This window comes from Yinghuangia seranimata (assembly GCF_029953285.1).
Taxonomy (GTDB): Bacteria; Actinomycetota; Actinomycetes; order Streptomycetales; family Streptomycetaceae; genus Yinghuangia; species Yinghuangia seranimata.
Genome location: NZ_JASAOI010000017.1, coordinates 1 through 20997, shown reverse-complemented (window position 1 = coordinate 20997; position 20997 = coordinate 1). Strand labels below are relative to the sequence as shown.

Annotated in this window: 16 protein-coding genes; 12 read left to right on the top strand and 4 right to left on the bottom strand. The window is 72.7% G+C overall.

Annotated features, from left to right (window positions below; translation table 11 throughout):
- The first annotated feature begins 169 nt into the window (after window positions 1-169).
- The 9 genes from QI554_RS11575 to QI554_RS11535 all read left to right on the top strand — a co-directional run bounded on the left by QI554_RS11575 (window position 170) and on the right by QI554_RS11535 (window position 11087).
- On the top strand, window positions 170-868 hold the full coding sequence (locus QI554_RS11575; protein WP_281468883.1) for a hypothetical protein: 699 nt from the start codon (window positions 170-172) through the stop codon (window positions 866-868).
- 225 nt (window positions 869-1093) lie between these two features.
- Window positions 1094-2206 (top strand): ATP-binding protein, encoded by a 1113-nt coding sequence (locus QI554_RS11570; protein WP_281469367.1) that lies wholly within the window; start codon window positions 1094-1096, stop codon window positions 2204-2206.
- Between the two features lie 47 nt (window positions 2207-2253).
- Window positions 2254-5484, top strand: a complete 3231-nt coding sequence (locus QI554_RS11565; RefSeq protein WP_281468881.1) for a DUF5682 family protein — start codon at window positions 2254-2256, stop codon at window positions 5482-5484.
- The gene (locus QI554_RS11560) at window positions 5481-5684 is read left to right on the top strand and encodes a hypothetical protein (RefSeq protein WP_281468879.1); all 204 of its coding nucleotides are present in this window, start codon (window positions 5481-5483) and stop codon (window positions 5682-5684) included. The genes QI554_RS11565 and QI554_RS11560 overlap by 4 nt, the downstream gene beginning before the upstream one ends.
- 143 nt (window positions 5685-5827) lie before the next feature.
- On the top strand, window positions 5828-7183 hold the full coding sequence (locus QI554_RS11555) for a VWA domain-containing protein (protein ID WP_425527956.1): 1356 nt from the start codon (window positions 5828-5830) through the stop codon (window positions 7181-7183).
- Window positions 7184-7533: 350 nt separating this feature from the next.
- On the top strand, window positions 7534-8709 hold the full coding sequence (sucC, locus tag QI554_RS11550; RefSeq protein ID WP_281468877.1) for an ADP-forming succinate--CoA ligase subunit beta: 1176 nt from the start codon (window positions 7534-7536) through the stop codon (window positions 8707-8709).
- A gap of 17 nt (window positions 8710-8726) precedes the next feature.
- The gene (sucD, locus tag QI554_RS11545) at window positions 8727-9611 is read left to right on the top strand and encodes a succinate--CoA ligase subunit alpha (protein ID WP_281468875.1); all 885 of its coding nucleotides are present in this window, start codon (window positions 8727-8729) and stop codon (window positions 9609-9611) included.
- Window positions 9612-9952: 341 nt separating this feature from the next.
- Window positions 9953-10615 carry an LppU/SCO3897 family protein gene (locus QI554_RS11540; RefSeq protein ID WP_281468873.1) on the top strand — a complete coding sequence of 221 codons (663 nt, stop codon included), beginning with the start codon at window positions 9953-9955 and terminating at the stop codon, window positions 10613-10615.
- A gap of 94 nt (window positions 10616-10709) precedes the next feature.
- A complete protein-coding gene (locus QI554_RS11535; protein ID WP_281468871.1) occupies window positions 10710-11087 on the top strand; it encodes a DUF4259 domain-containing protein in 378 nt (125 codons plus the stop codon).
- A gap of 8 nt (window positions 11088-11095) precedes the next feature.
- Here QI554_RS11535 and QI554_RS11530 read toward each other — a convergent pair whose 3' ends face one another.
- The gene (locus QI554_RS11530; RefSeq protein WP_281468869.1) at window positions 11096-12631 is read right to left on the bottom strand and encodes an RNA polymerase sigma factor; all 1536 of its coding nucleotides are present in this window, start codon (window positions 12629-12631) and stop codon (window positions 11096-11098) included.
- A gap of 238 nt (window positions 12632-12869) precedes the next feature.
- Here QI554_RS11530 and QI554_RS11525 point away from each other — a divergent pair, with 238 nt between their 5' ends.
- A complete protein-coding gene (locus QI554_RS11525) occupies window positions 12870-14321 on the top strand; it encodes a cell division protein PerM (protein WP_281468868.1) in 1452 nt (483 codons plus the stop codon).
- Between the two features lie 617 nt (window positions 14322-14938).
- Here the strand turns inward: QI554_RS11525 and QI554_RS11520 are convergent.
- Window positions 14939-15655, bottom strand: a complete 717-nt coding sequence (locus QI554_RS11520) for a hypothetical protein (RefSeq protein WP_281468865.1) — start codon at window positions 15653-15655, stop codon at window positions 14939-14941.
- A 333-nt stretch (window positions 15656-15988) separates the two neighbouring features.
- Here QI554_RS11520 and purN point away from each other — a divergent pair, with 333 nt between their 5' ends.
- Together purN and purH are read left to right on the top strand one after the other, a co-directional pair.
- Window positions 15989-16633 (top strand): phosphoribosylglycinamide formyltransferase, encoded by a 645-nt coding sequence (gene purN, locus QI554_RS11515; protein ID WP_281468863.1) that lies wholly within the window; start codon window positions 15989-15991, stop codon window positions 16631-16633.
- Window positions 16630-18207: a bifunctional phosphoribosylaminoimidazolecarboxamide formyltransferase/IMP cyclohydrolase gene (purH, locus tag QI554_RS11510; RefSeq protein WP_281468861.1), complete on the top strand. Its 1578-nt coding sequence runs from the start codon at window positions 16630-16632 to the stop codon at window positions 18205-18207. Before purN ends, purH begins: the two co-directional genes overlap by 4 nt.
- 143 nt (window positions 18208-18350) lie before the next feature.
- On the opposite strand, the gene QI554_RS11505 is transcribed toward purH, so the two are convergent.
- Window positions 18351-19763, bottom strand: coding sequence for a thioester domain-containing protein (locus QI554_RS11505; protein WP_281468858.1), 1413 nt, complete (start codon window positions 19761-19763; stop codon window positions 18351-18353).
- Between the two features lie 369 nt (window positions 19764-20132).
- Window positions 20133-20864 (bottom strand): polysaccharide deacetylase family protein, encoded by a 732-nt coding sequence (locus QI554_RS11500; protein ID WP_281468856.1) that lies wholly within the window; start codon window positions 20862-20864, stop codon window positions 20133-20135.
- Window positions 20865-20997 lie beyond the last annotated feature (133 nt).

Below are 20997 nucleotides of genomic sequence, written 5' to 3'. Positions count from 1 at the left end.
CCGACACCGCCCCCGTGCGGAATCCCGGAGACCCGGTGCGGGTGTCCCTGGTACCCGGGACACCGGTCCGGCGAACGTATACCTCGCCGCACCGGGCACAGGGTCCGAGTACGCACCGCTGGGGGGCGGTATCGCAAGCGGCGACTTGTGTGGGGGGATAAAACACCACATGACGTACACGGAATCCGGTCCCGTCGGCGGGCGCGCCGGGGTGGGGGAGACCCCGGCGCGCCGCACCTACTGGCCGCTGGTCTTCACCGCCGCGGGCCTCGCAGGGCTCACGGCGACGATCCTGACGGACGTCCACGTCGATCCCGACGGCGGCGTCACGGTGACGTCCGCGATGGTGAAAGACGTCAACGTCACGACGGCGAGGTTCGGCTTCTACGCCGGCGTCGTCACCGTCACGCTGCTGCTCGTACTGGCCGCGATGTGGCGCCGGCACGTCGAACCGCGCGTGCCCGGCAGCACCGCGGCCCGCGTGGTCAGCCTCGGCGTGGCCGCGTCGGCCGCGGGGCTCACGTACGGCTACGGCTGGAAGGGCGCGCTGGCCATCTACGCCCAGGGCGGCAAGGAGGACGACGCGTTCGACGAGCAGGGCCGCTACGTCTACTACATGCTCACCGACTTCGGCGGCTACATCGGCTGGCTCGGCGTGGTCGTCGCGGCGGGCGCCATCGCGTGGATGGCGCTGCGCGAACGGACCGTCTCGCGCTGGATCGGCGTCGTGTCCGTCCTGCTCATCCTGGCGCTGCTCGTCTTCTGGGCGTTCGAGCCGGTCCCCGGCCTGCCGGCCCTGGTGGCGCAGCCGTGGCTGCTGATCACCGGCCTCGGCCTGACGTTCGGCAAGAGCACCATCACCCGATGACGGCTGTCCGGACCCCGCCGGACAGCGGGCGCGGGCCCGGGCACTAGTCCCCGTCCGGGCCGACGCGCGACGCGCCCGAGGACACCGGTCGGCCGGTGTCCTCGGGCGCTTGTCACGTTCCCCGGGTCGCCTGTATGTCGGTACGGACCGGCAAGCTTGGACGTGCAACCGCGTTCCGAACTCGACCTCCGGGGGCTGTCCGTGACCTCTGCCGCGTCCTCCGCCGTGACCGGCGAACACGCCGACGAGCAGGCGGGTGCGGCGCTGCGGCCGCACGCCGAGCACGCGTTCGCCGCCGAACTCGCCGCACTGGCCGCCGCCGACGACCGGCCGAGGCCGCCGCGCTGGAAGCTCTCGCCGTGGGCGGTGTCCACGTACCTGCTCGGCGGCGTCCTGCCCGACGGCACCGTCATCAGCCCCAAGTACGTCGGCCCGCGCCGCATCGTCGAGGTCGCCGTCACCACCCTCGTCACCGACCGCGCGCTGCTCCTGCTCGGCGTGCCCGGCACCGCGAAGACGTGGGTGTCCGAGCACTTGGCGGCGGCCGTCTGCGGCGACTCCACGCTGCTCGTCCAGGGCACCGCCGGCACACCCGAGGAAGCCATCCGCTACGGCTGGAACTACGCCCAGCTGCTCGCCCACGGTCCCAGCCGCGACGCGCTCGTCGCCGGCCCCGTCATGCGCGCCATGGCCGAAGGCCGCGTCGCCCGCGTCGAGGAACTCACCCGGATCCCGGCCGACGTGCAGGACACGCTCATCACGATCCTGTCCGAGAAGACCCTGCCGATCCCCGAACTCGGCGACGAGGTCCAGGCGGTCCGCGGCTTCAACCTGATCGCCACCGCCAACGACCGCGACCGCGGTGTCAACGACCTGTCCAGCGCGCTGCGCCGGCGCTTCAACACCGTCGTCCTGCCGCTGCCCGCGACCGCCGAGGCCGAGGTCGACATCGTCACCCGCCGCGTCGAACAGCTCGGCGTGTCCCTCCAACTGCCGAAGGTCGCCGCCGCCGACGCCGAACTGCGGCGCGTCGTCACGGTGTTCCGCGAACTGCGGGCCGGACTGACCGAGGACGGACGCACAAAGCTCAAGTCGCCGTCGGGCACCCTCTCCACCGCCGAGGCGATCTCCGTCGTCACCGGCGGCCTGGCCCTCGCCGCCCACTTCGGCGACGGCGTGCTGCGGGCCGCCGACACCGCCGCCGGGATCCTCGGCGCGGTGGTGAAGGACCCGGCCGCCGACGGGGTCGTGTGGCAGGAGTATTTGGAGACCGTGGTGCGGTCCCGCGACGGCTGGCAGGACTTCTACCGGGCCTGCCGCGAGGCGGGGGCGGCCTGATGGCGGACGCCCCGACGGGCGTCCCGACGGAGGCGCGCCCGGTTGACATGGGCCTTGCCGGCGCGCGCCGTACCGGTGTGGGCCGCGCGGGGCCGGGGCACGCCGAGGTGGGGCCGGCGGATGAGGCTCCCGTCGACGTGGTCGCGGCCGAGGAGGGCCTGGCCGATGCGGGTGCGTCCGACGAGCGCCCGGCCACGGCGGGTGCGTCAGCCGTGCGCCCGGCCCGGCGTCCCGGCGCGGTGTCCGGACGGGCCGCCGCGCGTACGACCGCGCCCACGACCGCGCGTCCGGCCGGGCGTTCCGCCCGGCGCCCCGCGCCCCGGCCGCACCTGCTCGGGGTCCGGCACCACGGCCCCGGCTCGGCCCGCGCGGTCGCCGCCGCTCTGACCGCGCTCGCCCCCGACATCGTGCTGATCGAAGGGCCGCCGGAAGCGGACCTGCTGCTGTCCTACGCGGCCGACCCCGGCATGCGCCCGCCGGTCGCGCTCCTCGCCCACGCGGCCGACGACCCGGCGCAGGCCGGGTTCTGGCCGTACGCCGAGTTCAGCCCCGAGTGGGTCGCCATCCGCTACGCGCTCGACAAGGGTGTCCCGGTCCGCTTCATCGACCTCCCGGCAGGCTGCACCTTCGCCCTCGACCGCGCGCGGGCCGACGCCGCCGACGAGGACGAACCGGACGCCGACCCCGCCTCCGCCCCCGCTCCTCGCGCCGACCCGATAGCCGCCCTCGCCCACGTCGCCGGCCACGACGACCCCGAACGCTGGTGGGAGGACGCGGTCGAGCACCACACCGACCACACCGACCACGCCGACCCGATGGCGCCGTTCGCCCTCCTGGCCGAGGCGATGGCCGAACTCCGGGCAAGCGGGGCGGGCTCCGCTGCGACGCTGGGCGCTCACGAGGACACCGCGCGACAGGCGAACGTGACGGACGGGCACACGACGGGACGGCCGCTGCAGGGCAGTCCGGCGATGCCCGGGCGCGGTACCGCTTCGGCTACGGGCGAGGGCGCGAACGAACGCGGCGCCGCCGACGCCGATTCTCTGGCCGCCCCTGGCCACGATGGTGTGGCTGATCGCGATGGGAGCGCGACAGGGCCTGTGCGGGAGGGACGTTGGGGCGCGACCGCGCAGGCAGCCGGTGCACACCACACGCCGAGCCCGTCCGCGCGTACCGGCCCCGCGCCGGACGGCCTGGACACTCAGGCAGGTCTCGCTGCCGCGGCTGGTCGGGACACCGCGGGTATGGCCACGTCACGCGCGACCGGCCTGCCAGGGGTCAGCCCTGCGTCGGTCATCCCCGCGTCGGCCACCTCTCCGTCGGCGGCCCCCGCGTCGGTGCGACCCGGTTCGCGGGCGGTCGGCTCCGTTGCCACCGCGGACCTGCCCGGCCTCGAAGCCGCGCGTGAGGCGCATATGCGGCTGGCCGTCGCCACCGCCTACCGGCAAGGGTTCCGCGAGGTCGCCGTGGTGTGCGGGGCGTGGCACGTGCCCGCGCTCGTCGAGCCGCGGCCCGCCGCGGAGGACCGGGCGGTGCTTGCGCCGTTCGGGCGTGGCGGGGCGTTGCCGCGAGTGAAAGTCGAGACGACGTGGGTGCCGTGGACGCACCGGCGGCTTGCGCACGCGTCCGGCTACGGGGCCGGCGTCGCCTCGCCGGGCTGGTACGGGCACCTGTTCGCGGCCGCCGACCGGCCGCGGGAGACGCTGCTGCCGTCGTGGTTCGTCCGCATCGCCGAACTGTTCCGCGACGCGGGCCGGCCGGTGTCGCCCGCGCACGTGATCGAGGCGGTGCGGCACGCCGAGGCGCTCGCGATGCTGCGCGGCCGACCGCTCGCCGGCCTCGACGAGACCCTCGAAGCCGTGCGCGCGGTCATGTGCGACGGCGAGGACGCCCCGCTCGCGCTCGTCGTCGACGACATCGTCGTCGGCGACCGCATCGGCACCGTCCCGGACGGCGTGCCCGCCGTACCCCTGCAACGCGACCTCACCCGCGAGCAGAACCGGCTGCGGCTCAAGCCCGAGGCCGCCCCGCGCGAGCTCGAACTCGACCTGCGCAAGCCCGTCGACGCCGACCGCAGCCGACTGCTGACCAGGCTCGACCTGCTCGACGTCCCGTGGGGCGTGCCGTCCACCGCACGCCGCGGCACCGGGACCTTCCGCGAGGCGTGGTCGCTGCACTGGCAGCCCGAGCTGGCGATCCGCGTCGCGGAGGCGGGCGTGTGGGGCACGACGGTGGCGGCGGCCGCGACCAACCGCGCCGCCGAACTGGCCTACCGCGCCGAGTCGCTCGCCGACGTGACGGCGGTCGCGGAACAGTGCCTGCGCGCCGACCTGCCGGATGCCTTGCCGTTGGTCATGCGCGTCCTGGAGGAACGCGCCGCGTTGCACTCCGACGTGGCGGGCATGGCACAGGCGTTGCCGGCGCTCGTGCGGGCGCTGCGGTACGGCGACGTACGGGGCACCGACACGGCGGCGCTGGCGACCGTCGTGGAGGGCCTGCTGCTGCGCGTCTGCGTGGGCCTGGTCCCGGCGTGCGCGGGCCTCGACGCGGACGGGGCGCGCGACATGTGCCGACGCGTCGACGAAGTGCACGACGCGGTACGGCTCCTGGCCGCGGCGCGCGAGCCCGCACGGGTCGCCGCGGCCGCCGGTGGGGCCGGAGGAACCGGCGGGGCCGGGGGAGCGGGAGATTCCGAAGCAGTGGGAGGGTCCGGAGGGGCCGCCGGCCCGACCCGACCCCCGGACTCCACGGACGACCTGCGCGAGCACTGGTACGCCGCGCTCGTCCGCCTGGCCGACCGCCCCGCGGTGCCCGGCCTGCTCACCGGGCGTGCCGTGCGCCTTCTCCTGGACGGCGACCGGCTCACCGCCGCCGACGCCGCGCCCCGGTTGGCCCGCGCGCTGACCCGAGGCACGCCATACCGCGACGCGGCGGCGTGGGTGGAGGGTTTCCTGTCAGGCGGCGGGCTGCTGCTGGTGCACGACGAGGACCTGCTGGCACTGGTCGACGACTGGGTGGCGGGCATCCCGCCGGAGGACTTCACCGACGTGCTGCCGCTGCTGCGCCGCACGTTCGCGTCGTTCGCCGCCCCGGAGCGGCGCACGCTGGGCGAGCGCCTGCGCGCACCGGCCGCCTCCGCCGCCCGCCGCGCCGCCCGCGACACCGACCCGCTCCCCTTCGACCCCGCCCGAGCCGACGCCGCGCTCCCCCTGGTCGCCTACCTCCTCGGCGCCCCGACACCCCCGCCCCGAACCGGCCCCGCGGAGGTGTCGAGGTGACCACTCCGACCACGCCGAGCTCGCCGACGAAGGCGAGCACGCTCGCTGCGGAAGCCTCCGAGCCGAACCCGGTCGACGCTGTGGCCGCCTATGCGGTCGCGGGTATCGGGTCGGCCGCCGACCCGGCCACCACGCGCGCGGCCGACGTTCGGGCCTCGACCACCCTGCCCCGAACCGGCCCCGCGGAGGTGCCCAGGTGAGCACACCGAGCACGCCCACAACGGATGCCCCCGAGCCGTCGCCCGCCACCGACACCGCGCCCGTCGTCGCCGTGACCCATCCCGACCCAACGCGACCCGCCCACGACACGCCGCCCACGCGGTCGCGCCGCGGAGGTGTCCAAGTGAGCACGCCGACCACCCCGCCCCGGCCCGGTGGCATTGCGAACCCGTCCGCGCCGGAGCCGTCTCCCGCCGACACCGCCGCGCCCGGCGTTGCCGCGGGCCGTCCCGACCCCGCGCACCCGGCTCACGCACCCGCCCGCCACACCGTCCCGTCCCCCCTCGCCCAGGCCTCTACCCCGCCCGCCGAGGACGGGGAGCGGTTGCGGCGTTGGCGGCTCATTCTCGGCGGCGATGCCGACGGCACCGGCCAAGCCCTCACCGGTCAGGACCGGCGGATCGACGAGACGCTGGCCGCGCTCTATCGGCCCGCCCCGTCGGAGGGCCGGGGTGCCGCCGGGGGTGGGGCCCGTGGGGCCGGGCTCGGGGCGTCTGCGCCGTCGGTCGCGCGGTGGCTCGGCGACATCCGGGAGTACTTCCCGTCCGGCGTTGTGCAGATCCTGCAGCAGGACGCCATCGAGCGCCTCGACCTGACGCGGCTGCTGCTGGAGCCGGAGATGCTCGCCGCCGTCGAACCCGACGTGCACCTGGTCGGCACGCTGCTGTCGCTGAACCGGATCATGCCCGAGGCCGCCAAGGACGCCGCCCGCGCCGTCGTCCGGCGTGTCGTCGACGACCTGGAGCGGCGCGTCGAGCAGCGCACGCGCAGCCTCGTGCAGGGCGCGCTCGACCGTTCGGCACGCGTGCAGAGGCCCCGGCACCACGACATCGACTGGAACGCGACGATCCGCGCCAACCTGCGGCACTACCAGGCGGGGCACCGGACCGTCGTGCCCGAGCGGCTCGTCGGCTACGGGCGGCGCCGCAACGGCGTGCGGAAGGACGTCATCCTCTGCGTCGACCAGTCGGGCTCGATGGCCGCGTCCGTCGTGTACGCGTCGGTGTTCGGCGCGGTGCTCGCGTCGATGCGCTCGCTCCGCACGTCGCTCGTGGCCTTCGACACCGCCGTCGTCGACCTGACCGACCAGCTGGCCGACCCCGTCGACGTCCTGTTCGGCACCCAGTTGGGCGGCGGCACCGACATCAACCGGGCGCTGGCCTACTGCGAGTCGCTGGTCACCCGTCCCGCCGACACCGTCCTGGTGCTGGTCAGCGACCTGTTCGAGGGCGGGATCCGGGACGAGATGCTGCGCCGCGTCGCGGCCCTGCGCCGGGCGGGCGTCCAGGTGGTGACGCTGCTGGCCCTGTCCGACGAGGGCGCCCCGGCGTACGACCACCAGAACGCCGCAGCCCTGGCCGCGCTCGGCAGCCCCGCCTTCGCGTGCACGCCGGACCTGTTCCCGGAGGTGATGGCGGCGGCCCTCGCCGGCCGCCCGATCCCGCACGAGACACCCCGCGGCGCTCACAATGCGGGGTAGGCCGTGTGAGTGACGTGGCCTGCGCCACATCGGCCGGGTGGATTCTTGTCCGGAGTGTGCACGAGCGTGCGGGTTGCGCGACGATGGATCGGGTGTAAACGGGACGTACCCGGCCTGGTGCGGGGCTCGCTCGGAGCCGGCGGCTCGACACGTTCGCACGTGTGATCAAGCCCCCGGTTCAGAGCACGTCGCCGCCCCGGTTAATCTGCAAGGCGGATCAGCTGCGCGTACGGACGCCGTCCACCAGGGTTCTGGGGGCGAGCCTTCCTGGCCTCCGCGGGACCTTCATGGTCGACGAACGTGGCGCGAATGTCTTCCGACAACAACCGCGATCACAAGGACGGACGCGCGTGGACCTGTTCGAGTACCAGGCGAGGGACCTCTTCGCCAAGCACGGGGTGCCGGTTCTCCCCGGTGAAGTCGTCGACACGCCGGAGGCCGCGCGTGCGGCGACCGAGCGCCTGGGCGGCAAGGCCGTGGTCAAGGCGCAGGTGAAGGTCGGCGGCCGCGGCAAGGCCGGCGGCGTGAAGCTCGCGTTCAGCCCGGACGAGGCGGTCGAGAAGGCCACCGACATCCTCGGCATGGACATCAAGGGCCACACCGTCCACAAGGTCATGCTGGCCGGTCTGGGCGAGATCGCGGAGGAGTACTACGTCTCCTTCCTTCTCGACCGCACCAACCGCACCTTCCTCGCCATGGCGTCCGTCGAGGGCGGCGTGGAGATCGAGGTCGTGGCCGAGGAGAACCCCGACGCGCTCGCGAAGATCGCGGTCGACGCGATCGAGGGCGTCACGCCGGCCAAGGCCCGCGAGATCGTCGAGGCCGCGAAGTTCCCGGCCGAGCTGCACGACCAGCTCGTCGAGGTGCTGCAGCAGCTGTGGACCGTCTTCGTGAAGGAAGACGCCACGCTGGTCGAGGTCAACCCGCTGATCAAGTCCGGCGAGGGCAAGATCATCGCGCTCGACGGCAAGGTCACGCTGGACGAGAACGCCGACTTCCGCCACGAGGACCACGCGGCCCTCGAGGACAAGGACTCGGCGGACCCGCTCGAGGCGGCGGCCAAGGCCAAGGGCCTCAACTACGTCAAGCTCGACGGCGAGGTCGGCATCATCGGCAACGGCGCGGGCCTCGTCATGAGCACCCTCGACGTGGTCGCGTACGCCGGTGAGAACCACTCCGGCGTCAAGCCCGCGAACTTCCTTGACATCGGCGGCGGCGCGTCGGCCGAGGTCATGGCGAACGGCCTCGAGATCATCCTGGGCGACCCGGCGGTCAAGTCGGTCTTCGTCAACGTGTTCGGCGGCATCACCGCGTGTGACGCGGTCGCCAACGGCATCGTGCAGGCCCTCGCGCTGCTGGAGAGCAAGGGCGAGGCGGTCACCAAGCCGCTCGTCGTGCGTCTCGACGGCAACAACGCGGAGCTGGGTCGCAAGATCCTGACCGACGCGAACCACCCGCTGGTCGAGCAGGTGGACACCATGGACGGCGCGGCCGACCGTGCCGCTCAGCTCGCGGCTGCGAAGTAAGGGAGCCTGAACCAGCCATGGCTATCTTCCTGACCAAGGACAGCAAGGTCATCGTCCAGGGCATGACCGGCTCGGAGGGTATGAAGCACACCCGCCGCATGCTGGCCTCCGGGACCAACATCGTCGGTGGCGTGAACCCGCGCAAGGCCGGCGAGAAGGTCGACGTCGACGGCACCGAGATCTCGGTGTTCGGCACCGTCGCCGAGGCGATCGAGGCCACCGGCGCCGACGTCACGGTCATCTTCGTTCCGCCGAAGTTCACCAAGGACGCGGTCGTCGAGGCGATCGAGGCCGAGATCGGCCTCGCGGTCGTCATCACCGAGGGCGTCCCGGTGCACGACACCGCCCAGTTCTGGGCGCTGGCCGGCGCGAAGGGCAACAAGACCCGCATCATCGGCCCGAACTGCCCCGGCCTGATCACGCCGGGCCAGTCGAACGCCGGCATCATCCCGGCCGACATCACCAAGCCGGGCCGCATCGGCCTGGTCTCGAAGTCGGGCACGCTGACGTACCAGATGATGTACGAGCTGCGCGACATCGGCTTCTCGACCGCGGTCGGCATCGGCGGCGACCCGATCATCGGCACCACGCACATCGACTGCCTCCAGGCGTTCCAGGACGACCCGGACACCGACGCGATCGTGATGATCGGTGAGATCGGCGGCGACGCCGAGGAGCGCGCGGCGGCCTACATCGCCGAGCACATCACCAAGCCGGTCGTCGGCTACGTCGCGGGCTTCACCGCCCCCGAGGGCAAGACGATGGGCCACGCCGGCGCGATCGTGTCCGGCTCGGCCGGCACCGCCCAGGCGAAGAAGGACGCGCTCGAGGCCGTCGGCGTCAAGGTCGGCAAGACGCCGTCCGAGACCGCCCGTCTCATGCGCGCCATCATGGAGGGCTGACCAGCCCCTCCGCCCGCGTGAAGAACGCCCCCGCCGGACTCCCGGCGGGGGCGTTCCGCGTTCCCGCGCCCAACCGTTCCGCGCGGCCACCCGATCGACGTTCGCGATCGACGGGGCGGCGCTGGAGCGCTAGCGGGGGCGCGGCGCTATCGTGTGCCGCTGTCCCCGAATGCGACCACCATGAGGCCTCGTTGACGACCCCGTCGCACATACCGTCCGAAGAGTTGGCCCCGGAACCGTCCGTCGAAGCGGACCCGCAGGCTGAACCACGGAACGAGCAGCAGCCCGAGGCGGATCCGCCGCGTAAGCCCGGGATGCTCGGGCCGGCGTATCACGTGCCTGTGGTGCACACCGGCTATGCGGACGGCGTGCCGTTCGTGTGTTCGATCTGCGGCTCCTACCCCGCGGCGGACGTGAACCTGCGGCAGCACCACGGGGCCGTGGTGTGGATGGAACGCATCAAGCTGAACGGGCCGTTCTGCCGTTCGTGCGGTCTGTCGGAGTTCCGCGACATGACGTCGGCCACCCTGTTCAGGGGCTGGTGGGGCGTGTTCTCGATGTTCGTCGCTCCGGTGACTCTGCTCGCCAACCTGAACGCCTACCGGAAGATCCGCAAGCTGCCCGAGCCGGTGCCCGGCAGCCCGCGGTCGCCGCTGCGGGTCGGGAAGCCGGTGCACAAGCGGTTCGCGATCGCGATGCTCGTGGTGCCGCTGCTGCTCGTCTCGGCGCTGGTGTACGCGGCCACTCGGGACGATGGCGATGACATGCGCTTCGCCGAGCGTGGTGACTGCGTCGTGAACTCCGGTACGGAGAACGACCCGGAGATGCGTTTCGTGGCGTGCGACTCGACGGAGCCGGGTGTGTTCAGGGTGGTCGGGCGGCTCGACGGTGCCACGTCGGATGCCGGCTGCCCGAACGAGTCCACGGCGGCGTTCACGTACCGGAACGACCGCAACGACGACAAGTACGTGTTGTGTCTGGTCGCGGTGGACTCGGCTCGGTAGGTGGCGGTGTGCGTGGTCGGGGCTTGCTGTCGTAGCGGTGGTGTCCAATGCCTGGGCGACAGCGAGGCCATCGACTTCATCGACGGGGAGAGCCGTGGGGACCTGGGGCAGGGGCAACTTCGACAGTGACACGGCGGCCGACCATCTCGGGGAGCTGACCGGACGGCTGGTGGCCGAGGTCGCGGAGGCGATGGAGGGCGACCCCGTCGAGCTGGAGCCCGACGAGTACTGGGGCGTCGCCGTGCCGTGCAACCTGGAGCTGCTGCACCTGATCGCGCTGCGCGGCTACGTCGGCACCGAACTGCCCGCGGCGGACGTGGTCGTGGAGTGGAAACGGGTCTTCATGGACGTGTGGGACCGGACCATCGACGACCTGGGCCCGCGGCCCGAGTACAAGGCCGAGCGCCGCGAGGTGCTGGTCGGGACGTTCGACCGCCTCGTCGAGGTCTGCGTGGCGAAGGAAGCCGGCTAGGGCCGTCGTCAGCGGACGTACTCGTTGATGCGGTCGACCTGGTCGTCCATGTTGAAGTGCAGGTCGAACGCGGTGTTCGTGAGCTTGCCGTCGGCGAGCGCGGCCAGGAAGTCCTGCGGTGTCACCGACTTCGGCTCCGGGAGGCCGAACGCCTGCGCGCCGCGCACGCTCACGATCGGGGCCAGGGGGACGTCGCGGACGTCCGGTACGCCGTCGGTGCCGCCGGTGCCGTCGGCGTCGCGTGCCGTTTTGACGGTCAGGAAGGTGCCGCCGTCGCGGTCGACCGTGCCCTGCACGTAGACGAGTTCCCTGCGCTCGTCGGGGATCCGCTCCGCCTTCGCGTTGGTGCGGCCGAACTTGAACGGCGCGGGCGGCGGCGTCACGACGATCCGGATGCCTGCCGCCTCGCGGGCGGACATGGACGCCTGGACCTCGGCGCGTTTGTTCGGCAGGCCGCTGGTCGTCATCGCCGACAGCGCGAGCCCGGCGAGGCCGAGCACCACGACGGCCACCACCGCGACCAGCACGCCGGTGCGCGTGCGCGCGCCGTTGCGGACGGTGCGGGGCGAGTGCAGTTTGGGCTCGTAACGGCCGGTCAGGTCGTTCAGGACCGCGCCGAGCCGCTCGTGCGCCTCCGGGCCGTCAGGGTTGGGCCCGGTCAACTCACCGACCTTGCGGGCCAGTTGTGCGTTGCCGAGGGCGATACGGTCGCGGGTCGCGGCGGTGGTGGCCTCGGTCTCGGCGGCGATCTCCTCCGCGGACAGCCCGAGTTGGTGGTGCAGGACGACGGCACGGCGGCGATGCGCGGGGAGCCGACGCAGCGCACGCAACAGCGCGACGTCCGCCTTCCAGGTCAGGTCGCCGGGCGCGTCGAGGGGTTCGTCGGAGAGGTCGGGGACGGGGAGGGGGAGGGGGAGGGGGAGGGGGGTGAGGGGGGCGAGGGGTTCGGGTTCCTCGGGTCCCTCGGGTTCTCCGGGCCGTTCGGGTTGTTCGGCTTCGGGTTCGGGTGCGGTGGCGTCGGGCTCGGGCGCGGGGGCCTGACGGGAGGTGCGTTGCTTGCGGCCCTTCTTCTTGCTGCGGTTGTCGCGGACGGGCTTGGGGTGGTCCTCGGGCTCGGCGTCGTGGGCCTCAAGGTCGGCGTCGGCCGGTTCGGGCTCGGGCGCCTCGGGTTCGACGTTCTCGATGTCCTCGATGTCGACGGCCTCCGGCGGTGTCGGCTCGTCGTCCCGTGCCGGGGCGGGTGTCGCGGGCTCGCGGCGGACCTTGGTCGCGAGCCGGTCCGGGTGGGGTATCCAGCCGCCTACCTTCTGGAGGCCGCGGCGCACGTGGTCGAGGGCGAGGTCGGAGGCCGCCATACGGATCCACGCGAGCGGTGAGGGCATGCGCGAGACGGTGTCCCAGTCGGTGTAGGCCTTCGCGTAGGCCTGATGGGTGACGTGTGCGGCGCGGTGCGGGCTGGCGGTGAGCAGGTAGATGTGCCTGGCCACGTCGGGGGCGGTGCGCTCGTAGAACGCGTCGAAGTCCTCGATGGGCTCGTCGTTCATGCCTGCGGTGCTCCCCGTGCTCGCTCCGGTGGTGCGTCGGTCCCGGTTGCTCGTGTGCCGGACCGTGCGGAACGGGACGGGTGGAGCATCCGCCTGGGTGCGCCGATACCCCCTTGAATGATTAGTAATGCAATATTTCTAATCAAAACTGATCAACCGAGGCCGATATCGGCCGACACGATCGGAGCGAACGCCATATACCGGGCGGATCGCCTCGGCATTGGCAGCATGAGTGATCGTGAGCGACACCCCCGTACCAGCGCCGCCGAGCCACCCAGGGGCCGACCGCGGCGCGGGCCTCCACACCGATGTCGAGGACGCCGTCCTCGCGACGGACCTTCATCCCGACGACGGCCCGGACGACGACCCCGACGGCGGCTTCGACGCCGACGCCGGACCGCTCGGCGAACACGCCGCCGACCTCCGCGCGACACTCGACGGCGCGCTCGCCGGACTGACCGCGGTCGGCCTCGGCATGGGCATCGCCGTCGCGCCGGTCCTCGTCGCCGTGCTCGCCGACGCCTTCGCGGGCGGGTTCACCGACCCCGGCGCGATCCTGCGCACGGCCGGGCAGATCTGGCTCGCCGCACAGCGCGTCGGCCTCGACGTCGCGGGCGACCAGCCGGGCGCGGCGCCGGTGCGGCTCGGGATCGTGCCGCTCGGCGTCACCGTCCCGCTCGTCGTCGTCCTGATCCGGGCCGGACGCCGCTGCGCCGCGGCCGCCTCGCCCGACACCGCCGGGCCCGACGGGCACCCCGTCCGCGCGGCGGCGCTCGCCCTCGCCGCGTGCACGGGGGTGTACGCGGCATGCGCGTACGGCCTCGCGGTCATCTGCGGCACCGACGCCATCCAGCCCGTACGCGAACGTGCCCCGCTCGCGGCCGGCGCCGCCGCGCTCGTACTGGCGACGTACGGTGCGGCGCGGGCGGGAGCGTTCGAGGCGCTGCCGGACCGGATGCCCCGTCAGGTCGCGGACCGGCTCCGACCGTTCGCCCTTCCGGCAGGGACTGCGGTACGCGCGGGCGCCGCCGCCGCGGCCACCCTCGCGGCCGGCGGAGCGGTCGTCGTCTCGGCCGCGCTGGTGACCCACCTCGACCGGGTCACCGCGCTCGCCGACCAGGTCGCGGAGCGGGCACCCGACACCATCGGGCTCGCGCTGCTGTGCGCCGCGCTCATGCCGAACGCGATCGCGTGCGCCGTCGCGTACGCGTCGTGCGCCGGGTTCGCGGTCGGCGTCGGCACGACCGTGGCACCCACCGGCGTGAAGCTCGGCGCCCTTCCGGCCCTACCGCTCCTCGGCGCCCTCCCGGGCGGCCCGACCCCGGCAGGCTGGTGCACCCTCGCTGTCCCCCTCGCCGCGGGCCTCACAGCGGGCCTCCTCGCCTCTCGCACGGGCCAGGCAGGCCGCCTCTGGACCGCCACAGCCACCGCCGCCGCGGCAGGCCCCGTCGCGGGCGCCCTCACCGCCACCGCCACCTGGCTCTCCACCGGCGCGGCCGGCACCCACCGCCTGACCCGCGTCGGCCCCCACGTCCTGACCACCGCCGCCGCCATCACCGCCGAGGTCACGACCGTCGCCGCCCTGACAGCCCTGATCGCCGCCTGGTACCGCTGGCGAACCGTGAAATCCGCCGCGGCCCTCGAAACAGTCGTGGTCGCAGTCCCGGAACAGCCCACCCCGACGCCATGACCCCGCCCCGACGAGAGCCCACCCGCAGACGAGGCGAGGGGCGCTTCGACGGTGTACGAGTGCCCGCGCTGCGGCAACTCGGCGCGGGGTGCCGGGCGAGTCTGCGATCTGACGGCGTAGCCGCCGCGAAGGGGCGGCGAGCGGCGCGCAGCGGGCGAGTCGTGGACACCGGCCTTCGGCGTCGATGACGGTCTGACGTCCGCTCGCCCGCGGCGCGGGACAACCTGACGGTGTCTGGGCGGGGAGCTTGGAGCGCGCGGCGGAAGGCTTCGTGTGTGTGAGGTGGGGGCGCTGCGACTGTGCCCAGGCGGCGTACTTCGCGCAAGTGCGAACACCGAGGGTGGGCCCGTGGTCTGACGGGGTGTCGGGTCAGGGCGGCCGGGGTTGCGATCCGGTGCCGTTCGGGCGGCACCCTTCGCGGTGGCGGTGTGGCGGTGTGGCGGTGGCGGTCGGCTCGTGGTCGTGCCGTCGTTTGCGCCGCCTGCGTCGGGCGCCGCCTGGGCGCTCGTATGCCCTAGCAGCGCCTACACAGCGAACGGGGCCGCCTTCGCGCTTTGCGCGTGGGCGGCCCCGGTCGGTGTTCGGTGGGCCTCGGTGGTTGTCGGAGGCCCGTCGGGTCAGACGTACTTGTTGTCGACCTCGTCCACCAGGCTGCGGAACATGCTCGGGAGCTCCTGCTTGCACTGCTTCTCAGCGGTGTTCGTCAGGGCGGCGTCCATGCAGTCGTAGTAGTCGCTCTGCCAGGTGCGGAAGCCCCATACGCCCAGGACGAAGACCACCGTCAGGGCGCCGGCGACGAGCCCGGCGAGGGCGCCCTGGGGGCGGGCGATGGTGCCTTGGACGGAGGCGGTGGGCGGGGTTTCGACGCGGGCGGGCCGGGCGAGGCGGCGGGCGCGGCCCGGGGTGCGGGCGGTGCCGCCGGGGCCCTGCTCGATGCGGGGGCCGACGCGGGCGGGGGAGGTGCCGCGGAGGGAGCGGACGCCCAGGACGGTCGCCGCGATGCCCATCACGAGACCGATCTCCTCGCGGACCGTCACGGCGATGACGAGGCCCCACACGCCGAGCCACACGGCGATGCGCGCGTTGCGCTTCCGCGGGTCGACGGGTGTGCGCTCGTCGTCGCGCCGCTCGCGGTCCCGGTCCCGGTCGCGGTCCCGGTCAGGGCGCTGGTCGCGGCCGGACCGCGGGTCGCCCCACGGGCCGCCGCCCTGGCCGTCCGAGCCGGAGCCCCCCGAACCGGGGAGGTTCCACGGCGCGGCCGGCGGACGATCGGGCGCCCCCTCCGGCGGCGGGGCGTACGGATCCCGCTCGTCGGTCTCGTTGCCCGTACTCATGTGTGTGCCTGCCCTCGTCGTGCCGGATCCCCAACGGGCACCCGCTCCCAATGCCTCACGGCGTCCATCCCACGGGTTGCCGCGTACCTGCCGCGCCTGGCCTCGTCCAGCAGTGCGCCCGACCTCCGTACTACGGGCGCGGCTGTGCGAGCCGGCCGGTGCCGTTCTTTACCCGGGATCGTACGTGTGTGCGCCGACCCCGGTCCCGGTGGTGGTCCCTGGTTCGGTACCGCACACCACCTGACGCTATCGTTGCTGACGTTCGGGCGCCGCCCGCGTGTTCCCGGCGTGCCTATTCACCCCGTTCCGCCCCGTTCGGAAAGAGCCCCCGCTGTGGCCGTCTACGCCCCGCGCATTCCCGGGCCCGCGCGGCTCGTCGTCCTTGTGTCCGGATCGGGCTCCAACCTCCAGGCGCTGCTCGACGCGACCGCCGACACGGCGTACGGCGCCGAGGTCGTCGCCGTGGTCGCGGACCGCGACGGCATCCTGGGCCTCGAGCGGGCCGAGAAGGCCGGCGTCCCGACGCACGTGGTCGCGGTCAAGGCGTACGAGGACCGCGCCGCGTGGGACGCCGCGCTGACCGACACGGTCGCCGCGTACCAGCCGGACCTGGTGGTGTCCGCGGGCTTCATGAAGATCGTCGGGCCGGTGTTCCTGGCCCGTTTCGAGGGCCGCACGGTCAACACCCACCCCGCCCTGCTCCCGTCGTTCCCCGGCGCGCACGGCGTGCGCGACGCGCTCGCGTACGGCGCGAAGGTGACCGGCTGCACCGTCCACTTCGTCGACGCGGGCGTCGACACCGGCCCGATCATCGCCCAGGGCGTGGTCGCGGTCGAGGACGGCGACGACGCCGACGGCGGAGACGCGCTGCACGAGCGCATCAAGACTGTCGAGCGTTCCCTGCTCGTCGACATCGTGGGCCGCCTCGCCCGCGAGGGCTACCGCATCGAAGGAAGAAAGGTCCGACTCGGATCATGAGCACCCCCGAGAGCTCCCCGAACAAGCGTCCGATCCGCCGCGCGCTGGTCAGCGTGTACGACAAGACCGGGCTTGAGGAGCTCGCCCAGGGGCTGCACGCCGCCGGGGTCGAGCTCGTCTCGACCGGCTCCACCGCCGGGAAGATCGCCGCGGCCGGCGTCCCGGTCACCAAGGTGGAGGAGCTGACCGGCTTCCCCGAGTGCCTCGACGGCCGGGTCAAGACGCTGCACCCGCGCGTCCACGCCGGCATCCTCGCCGACCTGCGCCTCGAGTCGCACCGCGCGCAGCTCGAGGAGCTCGACGTCAAGCCGTTCGACCTCGTCGTGGTCAACCTCTACCCGTTCCAGGCGACCGTCGACTCGGGCGCGACGCCGGACGAGTGCGTCGAGCAGATCGACATCGGCGGCCCGTCGATGGTCCGCGCCGCCGCCAAGAACCACCCGTCGGTCGCCGTCGTGACCAGCCCCGCGCGCTACGCGGACGTGCTCGCCGCCGTCACCGACGGCGGGTTCGACCTGGCCACCCGCAAGCGCCTGGCCGGCGAGGCGTTCGCGCACACCGCCGCCTACGACGTCGCCGTCGCGTCCTGGTTCTCCAACGTCTACGCCCCGGCGGACGACGAGCAGTTCCCGGCCTTCCTCGGCTCCGTGCGCGAGCGCCAGAACGTGCTGCGGTACGGCGAGAACCCGCACCAGGCGGCCGCGCTGTACAGCAACGGCACCGGCGGCCTCGCGGGCGCCGAGCAGCTGCACGGCAAGGAGATGTCGTACAACAACTACGTGGACACCGACGCGGCCCGCCGCGCCGCGTACGACCACACCGAGCCGTGCGTCGCCATCATCAAGCACGCCAACCCGTGCGGCATCGCGATCGGCGCGGACGTCGCGGAGGCGCACCGCCTCGCCCACGAGTGCGACCCCGTCTCGGCGTTCGGCGGCGTCATCGCCGTGAACCGCCCGGTGTCGGTGGCGATGGCCGAGCAGGTCGCGGAGATCTTCACCGAGGTCATCGTCGCCCCGGACTACGAGGACGGCGCCGTCGAGGTGCTCGCCCGCAAGAAGAACATCCGCGTCCTGCGCGCTCCCGAGGCGCCCGCGGTCTCTTCGGGGTCCGCGGAGTTCCGGCAGATCGACGGCGGCCTGCTGCTGCAGAACGCCGACCGCTTCCAGGCCGAGGGCGACGACCCCGCGAACTGGACGCTCGCCACCGGCGAGGCCGCCGACGAGGCGACGCTGCGCGACCTCGTGTTCGCGTGGCGCTCGGTGCGGGCCGTCAAGTCCAACGCCATCCTGCTGGCCTCCGGCGGCGCGACGGTCGGCGTCGGCATGGGCCAGGTCAACCGGGTCGACTCGGCGCGCCTGTCGGTGCAGCGGGCCGGCGAGCGGGCGCTCGGCTCGGTCGCGGCGTCCGACGCGTTCTTCCCGTTCCCCGACGGGCTCGAGGTGCTGACCGCGGCGGGCATCAAGGCCGTTGTGCAGCCGGGTGGTTCGGTACGCGACGAGCTGGTCGTGGAGGCGGCGAAGGCGGCCGGCGTGACCATGTACTTCACCGGGACGCGGCACTTCTTCCACTGACCGGTCCGACCGGTCCCGAACGGCGGCACGGTCGGACTGGTCGAACACCGAACAGCTGAAGGCCTGATCGACACAACGCGGAAGGCCCCGGACACGAACTCCGTGTCCGGGGCCTTCCGTTGTCTCAGTCCTTCAGGGGCGGGCTACTGCGCCGTGCGGCGACGCACGACGAAGAACACCAGGCCGCCGCCGAGCAGCAGCACCGCGCCGCCGCTCAGGTAGAGGGCCGTGTTGCCGCTGCCGTCACCACCGGTCTGGGCCAGCTCGGGACCCTTGGGGGCGGGCGGAGCCGGCGTGGCGGGCGGGGTGGTCGGGGGAGTGGTGGGCGTGGACGCGGTCTCGCAGTCGCGGACGCCCTTGAACTCCTTGTCGACCTTGCCGTCGCGCATGATCTGGATGGTGTAGGCCTGGTCTTCGTTGACCTTGACCAGCTGCGTGATCTTGCCGCCGTTCTTCGCCACGGTCGACTGCTTGTTGTCGAGGGTGAAGACGAAGTCCTGGTCGCCGTTGTTGGTCACGGTGACCTCGACGCCGCCCTGCTTGCACTGCACCTCGGCGGCGTAGGCGGGCAGCGGGCCCTTCCCCCACTTGGCGACCGAGGTGGCCTGCACCTGCGTGTCGCTGCGCTGCGCGAGGATCAGCTTCTGAGCCGCGACCTCGTTGCCGTGCTCGTCCTTTTTGCCTTTCTGCGTACCCGTGAACAGCCGACCGACCTCGGCGCTGGACTTGCCGGACACCTGGACGGTGGCCTGCCCGTTGGTGTCGCCTGCGGCGGGCTTGACGTAGACATCGTCGCCGTCGCCGACCTTCGAGACCGCCGCGCCGTTCTTGTCGACCAGCTTCGCGCCCGCAGGCAGGTTGTTCTTGATCGCCGCGTCGATCGTCTTGCCCTTGGCGCTGGTCTTCACCGTGAACGGGCCGATCCCGTTGGGCGCCTTGTCGAGCTGCAGGCCCAACTCCGCCGGGGTCAGCGCGAGCGTCGTCGGCGGCTCGGACGTGTCCATGCCGTGCGTGTCGGCGTCCGCCACGAGCTTCTTGTACAGCTTGGTGACGTCGACCTTGCCGTCGTCGTTCAGCGTGATGTTGTCGCTGAAGTGCCACAGCGCGGCCTGCGTCGCGGCTGCGGCTTCCTGCGCGTCGAGGTCAGGGATGTCCGCGTAGGTCTTGAGCTTGTCGACACCGACGGTCGGGAACGAGTTGAGCAGGATCCACTTCAGCTTCGCACGGCGCTGCGCGGAGTTGTCGCCCTTGGGCCAGGTGCTCTTGTCGTCCTGGTTGTCCCACGGGCTTTCGGAGTACTGGTTGCCCTTTTCGGTGTCCGTGTCGATGTCGACGCAGTAGACCTTGAGCGTCTCGCCCGTGTCCAGCTTGAGGTTCATCAGACCAGCGCGGACGGTCTTGTGCCTGCTGCCGGTGACGATCAGCGGCATCGAGTCGTCGGGGTTGCCGTCGCCCGTCACGTCGGCGAAGCTCTCGTAGGTGCCTTTGACGCCGCTGTCAGCGTGCGCGGGTGCGGCGGCGAGGATCGCTCCGCCGACGGCCAGGGACGAGGCCATCGCGAGAGCGGACAGCCGGCGAACGGCCGTCCTCCGTTCCGGGAAATGGGACATGTGTTGCACTCCCTCAATTTGGGACCGTCTATGGGGGGCGTGCGGCGGGGACAGATGACGGGGCCGCCGATCGACCTAGGCAGCCTAGGGGCCGAAGGTTGCGCGCTCCGAGAATTGTCACAGCCTTGTTCCCATTCTTTTACCTGCCCCGGGGTTTGTCGGATTTCGGGACATAAACCTGTCGAGCTGTCGACAAATATTGGGCGAATTTCGTGGTGGATAATCCGGGGAACGGGCGGCAAAACACGCGAAAGCGGGCCCCCTGGAATCAGGGGGCCCGCCTTCGTGGCTTTTAAGCGGATTCGCTGCGCCGGGTCACCAGTGTGCGGCTACGGCGTAGTACGTGGTGCCTTCCCACGCGGTCACCGGCGTCGCGCTGGGGACGATCTTCCCCGCGCACAGGCCGCGTTCGGCGAGCCCGTTGATGATCTGCGGGATCGCCGCGAGGGTGGTCTCGTAGCCCTCGTGCATCAGGATGATGCCGCCCGGCTTCACCTGGAGCGCGTTGTCGACGATCTCCTGGGTGGTGACGCCGTTGTAGTCGAACGTGTCGTTGGTCCACAGCACTTCGGTCATGCCGAGGCTGGTGGCGTCCTGACGGATCTGCGCGTTCGTCCGGCCGTACGGCGGGCGGAAGAGCGTCGGCGCGTGGCCGGTCATCGACTGCAGGATCTGGTTCGTGCCGAGCAGTTCGTTGAACGCGTTCGGCTCGCCGACCTCGTCGAGGAACGGGTGCGAGTACGAGTGGTTGCCGATCCAGTTGCCGTTGGCGGCGATCTGGTTGACGTACTGCGGGTAGTCCTGGGCGTGGGCGCCGGTGAGGAAGAAGGTCGCCTTCACGTAGCCGGCGTCGTGCAGCGCCTGGACGTACTGCGGGGTCATCGCGCTCGGCCCGTCGTCGAAGCTGATCGCGACGTAGCCGTTGGAGCACGGTGTGGCGGCGGAGGCCGTCGGGGCCGCCGGGCCGACCGTGACGAAGCCGACGAGTGCGGCGACGGCGGCCAGCCATGTGGCGATCCGGCGGCGCTGCCGGGAGAACGAAGTCATGCGGGGCATCGCGTCCTTGCCTGAGGCGTTGCGGTGCTGGACGTTGTGCGGGAGCAGACGCGTCGGCGGGGCCCCGCGGGGGGGGGCCCCCCGGGCCGCCCCGCGGGGTGCCCGGGGGCGCGCGGGCCAGATC